Genomic DNA, 4,363 nt, shown 5'->3' on the forward strand with positions numbered 1-4,363 from the left:
AAATCCTTCTCACGTTCTCTGGATTGGTTGGGAAGTACCTGCCTGCTACAAGCTCTTTGTAAAGAGCGTCTTTAATTCCTGGAATATGAGAATAAAACTTATTTTTGAGTTCAGAAACCATTATTGTATCTTTTCCTCCAAACATTCCAGAGATGATTCTGTCCTCATATAATTTAATTGAATCCAAGGGCTTTTGAGTTCTGATAATTTTGTAGTCTTTGTTTGTAAAGTAGAAAAACTTAGTTGTAGTTATCTCCTCAATTGTTAAATATCCCCTTACCGCAAGATCAATTACTGTTGATGTTAAGTCTAAAATATTTGCCCTCTCATCTATGAGCGTTCCAGCTTCAGCTGGAGTAATATTCTCTGGCGGCTCATACTTAACTGCAATAACGCCTTTTGCCTCCGGGTCTCTTCCTCTCTTTCTCCATATGTGAAACAGTGCAAAGAAAGTAGCGAACGGCAGAGCAAATGCCCAGTTGTCAGATAAGAACCATAGGAATTTGGATAGCGAAGACGGTTCTTGGATAATGCCCTTAGGCACCCCTACTACTATTGTTAATCCTTCCCCTCCGCTAAGACTTGATAATGTTTTAAATTGAACACCGGCAGTGTCTATCTCATATTCACAGTCTTTAGATTCAGACCAACCTGGGCCGGTATAGCAAGCAGCTTTAACTCCATTAGTTATGTCCTGACCAAACTTAACATTTGCAATGGAGCTTAATATTGGAACGCGCCACTCATCCCCTGTTACGTTCCAGTAGAGCTCATCATGATCATCAAAAAAGGTGATTGCGCCTCTAACCCTATACTCGATCCTGTAGCTATGAATCCCGGTAACTTTCCTGTCCGGATCACCAATTCTAATATTTACCCAGCCGCCTGATTTGGTGACTTCATAAATATACGGCTCGCCCTTAAAGTTTGTTACGTTTAATACATCTAGTCTGGTGTTATAGTTTTTGTAGCCCAAGTTGTACTTATAGGGAATATCTCTATATATGCCATGCCTTAGTGCGTTTCCAAAATCATATTCTATATTTTCTTGAACGTTTATTGTTCCATCATTGTTGATATAAATGTTGGAATTAAAATTACGTATTTCCTCAGCGGATACGCTTGACGCAATAAGTAACGTGGAAATCAGTAGTAATAGGAATAGTGATAAATTGCGCATGGCAAATTTTATCTAGCTAAAGTCTACTTTAGGAGTTTGTCTTTCTTCCTCAGAGTCTAGTTCAAAATAGTCCTTCTGTTCAAAATTAAACATATTAGCGATGATATTACTCGGCACAGTTTCAATCTTGGTATTTAGATCTCTTACAACAGCATTGTAGTAGCGTCTGGCCAGTTGTATCTGCTCTTCTATTTTAGAGAGCTCGTCTTGTAAGTCTAGAAAGTTTTGATTGGCCTTTAGATCTGGGTATGCCTCAGCTAAAGCAAAAAGGCTCTTAAGAGCAGAGGTAAGAAAATTCTCCGCCACTCCTTTATCGGAAGGAGTACCGGCGCCCATAGCCTGATTTCTGGCCTGCACTACTTTCTCAAATGTTTCTTTTTCGTGAGAAGCGTACCCTTTTACTGTCTCCACCAGATTAGGTATTAAGTCGTATCTTCTCTTAAGCTGCACATCCACGTCTGCCCAAGCTTGCTCTGATGTGTTTCTAAGTTTAACGAGTCCGTTGTAGATAGTTACTGCAGCAACTGCTACAGCTACGATTATTGCTAGAATAATTAGGGTCATTCTAATCTCCTATACAAACCATTTTAGGTGGGTAAGAAAGATAATGATAATTATTAATCTAAAATGCCCTATAAATCAATCTATGCTAGAGGATTAAAGACTAAGCCAGAAAGTATCTTTGGGTAAAAATATGTTGTCTTCTGAGGCATCCTGTCTCCTGTCATAACCACATCGAAAATATCACTCGCCCTGAGCTCTGGGAGTATAAATGCTACTTCGTATTCGCCGCTCTTTGTTAAAGAGACAGCTTCGTCTAAAAACTTTGTAAAGAAAAAGTCATCATCAATAATCTTTCCAAAAACCTCATTATGAAGAATTGTTACAGCTAGTCCCTCTATATCCTGATTTTTTGGAGATATTCTGTAAACAGTATCCGGATCTTTGGTGAGTATAGTAAACTCTTTATATCCAATATTAGAAACTCCCTCATCAAACGGCACTTTCTCTATATTGAAATTTTCACTCAGCCTATTTAGAAAAGTCTCTAGATCCATTCCCAAGCTCTTAACTGCCCTGTGGGTTGGGTTAATAATTAGACCCTCATCTTCGGCATTTGATAGAAACATCATGACATACTCATGGGGACTATCTTCAGAGCTATCTCCATTTTCTGCTCTTTGAATGTTTCTATACTCAAGTGCGGTTTCATAGCGGTGGTGGCCATCTGCAATAAGAAAACTTTTATCCAAAAGGTGATTGCTTATAAATGATATGGTGTCTGGATCAGATATCTTCCACATCATATTTCTAACGCCGTCCTCGTTTGTAACATCAAATATAGGCTCACCTGTCAGCTTTTCGTCCAAAAGCTTTTCTATAACAATCTCTGGGTCAGAATAAACTGAGAAAACAGGACTCATATTGGCCTTGCAAGCGGTGTTTAGTTTTAATCTGTCTTTTTTATGCTTTGGGAATGTTCTTTCGTGAGGGAGAATTTTTTTAGTATCAAAATCCTCAACCTTAACAGCGGCTAAAAACCCTTTTCTTGTAAGCTTTTTGCCGCCCTCTTCAAACTCCTGGTAGTAGGGATATATGCTTGGCTCATCATCGCGCGTCAATATATCCTGTCCTATCCAATCTCTAAAGGTACTTGCCGCTTTTTCATACTTGGTATCTCCATCGCCCTTAGAGAGAATTAGTCTAATCACATTATAAGGGTCTTTTTCATACAGCTCGTCTTGCTCTTTTGAGTTAATTACATCATATGGGGGCGCTAGCACTTTTCCAAAGTCATCTATTTTGTCTGGATTGTATCTGATACCTCTAAATCCTTTAACTGTGGCCATCAATATACTCCTTAAGTGTGTTTGGGTCTACATCGCCATCCCTTAGAATTTCGGGCGGATCAAGCGTTAAATCTACAATAGTAGAGCCTTTAGATTCTCGAATCTTACCAGAGTCGACTATAAGGTCAACTTTGCCGTTAAAAGTGTCAAAAAGCTCTTTTGGATCATTCAAATTTGGTCCCCCGCTGATGTTTGCGCTGGTTGATGTAAGCGGCTCATTAAAGCGCTCAAATAGGCCAAGCATAAATGGGTGAGATGAGATTCTGACGGCTATTTTCCCTGATCCAAATGTAATTTTTTCCGGCAGATCTGCTATTTGATCAAGAATCATAGTTAGCTTTCCCGGCCAGAATTGCTCAGCAAGTATAGAAGCTAAAGGGCTTACTCTTACGAGCTTTGATGCCATATCTATGTCTTTTACCAATAATGGTATGGGTTTCCCCACAGGTCTTCCCTTCGCCTCAAATATATTCTCAACAGCATTATTGTTAGAAGCAAGAGCACCTACGCCATAAAGTGTTTCAGTCGGATAGATGATCACGCCCCCGCCTCTTAGAGTTGAGGCCGACTTATTTATGCAATCAGGATCGTTTAGTGAAATTAACTCGGTTTGGGTCATGGCATTTACGTTTCAAAATAATAACTGCTAAATTTCGCCCCTTCCAGCGTAAGGTTGACAAATTATTACATATAGTTATCTTAATTTGGATATTTGTATGGGGCAAATACTCCGGAAGGGTTGATCTCCTACCAGTACAAATCAAACAAAAATATTTTAATCTTGACACGAAGATATTCGTGCTTAGTTTAAAAAGAATTAATAACACTAAGGAGGAAGTATGTAATGAAGGTAAGACCACTACACGACAAGGTTCTAGTAGAAGTAGTTGAAGCTGAAGAAAAAACCAAGGGCGGCATTATTATCCCCGAGACCGCCGCTGAAAAACCACAAGAAGGAAAAGTTATTGCAGTAGGCACAGGAATTATACTTCCTGACGGTAATATCAAACCACTTGACGTTAAAAAGGGAGATAAGATCCTTTTTGGTAATTATGGCGTAATACCAATAAAAGTCGATGGAGATGAATATTTAATAGTTGGTGAAGATGCGATTTTAGCTATTGTCACCTAAGAGCAATAATCAAATATAGATTTTATTCAGGAGGTTTACAGTATCATGGCAAAGGAAATCAAATTTGACAGAGAGGCGCAGGATTCAGTTTTAAGCGGCGTAAACGCACTAGCGAACGCAGTTAAGGCAACCCTGGGCCCACGAGGCAGAAACGTACTTATAGAAAAGACCTTTGGCGCTCCGGTAGTAACTAAGGACGGA

5 protein-coding genes are annotated in these 4,363 nt (G+C 39.3%); 1 reads left to right on the plus strand and 4 read right to left on the minus strand.

Going from position 1 to position 4,363, the window contains the following annotated elements; all coding sequences use genetic code 11:
* The 4 genes from AAF462_10345 to AAF462_10360 all read right to left on the minus strand — a co-directional run.
* The coding region (locus AAF462_10345) for a DUF2207 domain-containing protein (protein MEM7009521.1) at nt 1–1,180 on the minus strand (1,180 nt) is incomplete at its 3' end.
* A 12-nt stretch (nt 1,181–1,192) separates the two neighbouring features.
* The gene (locus tag AAF462_10350) at nt 1,193–1,744 is read right to left on the minus strand and encodes a LemA family protein (protein ID MEM7009522.1); all 552 of its coding nucleotides are present in this window, start codon (nt 1,742–1,744) and stop codon (nt 1,193–1,195) included.
* Nucleotides 1,745–1,824: 80 nt separating this feature from the next.
* Complete coding sequence (locus AAF462_10355; protein ID MEM7009523.1) at nt 1,825–3,030, minus strand: DUF1015 domain-containing protein; 1,206 nt, start codon at nt 3,028–3,030, stop codon at nt 1,825–1,827.
* Nucleotides 3,017–3,649 carry an L-threonylcarbamoyladenylate synthase gene (locus AAF462_10360; GenBank protein ID MEM7009524.1) on the minus strand — a complete coding sequence of 211 codons (633 nt, stop codon included), beginning with the start codon at nt 3,647–3,649 and terminating at the stop codon, nt 3,017–3,019. The genes AAF462_10355 and AAF462_10360 overlap by 14 nt, the downstream gene beginning before the upstream one ends.
* A gap of 225 nt (nt 3,650–3,874) precedes the next feature.
* On the opposite strand from AAF462_10360, the gene AAF462_10365 reads away from it, so the two are divergent.
* The gene (locus AAF462_10365; GenBank protein MEM7009525.1) at nt 3,875–4,162 is read left to right on the plus strand and encodes a co-chaperone GroES; all 288 of its coding nucleotides are present in this window, start codon (nt 3,875–3,877) and stop codon (nt 4,160–4,162) included.
* Nucleotides 4,163–4,363: the final 201 nt, after the last annotated feature.

Source organism: Thermodesulfobacteriota bacterium, from assembly GCA_039028315.1.
Taxonomy (GTDB): domain Bacteria; phylum Desulfobacterota_D; class UBA1144; order Nemesobacterales; family UBA2774; genus CR02bin9.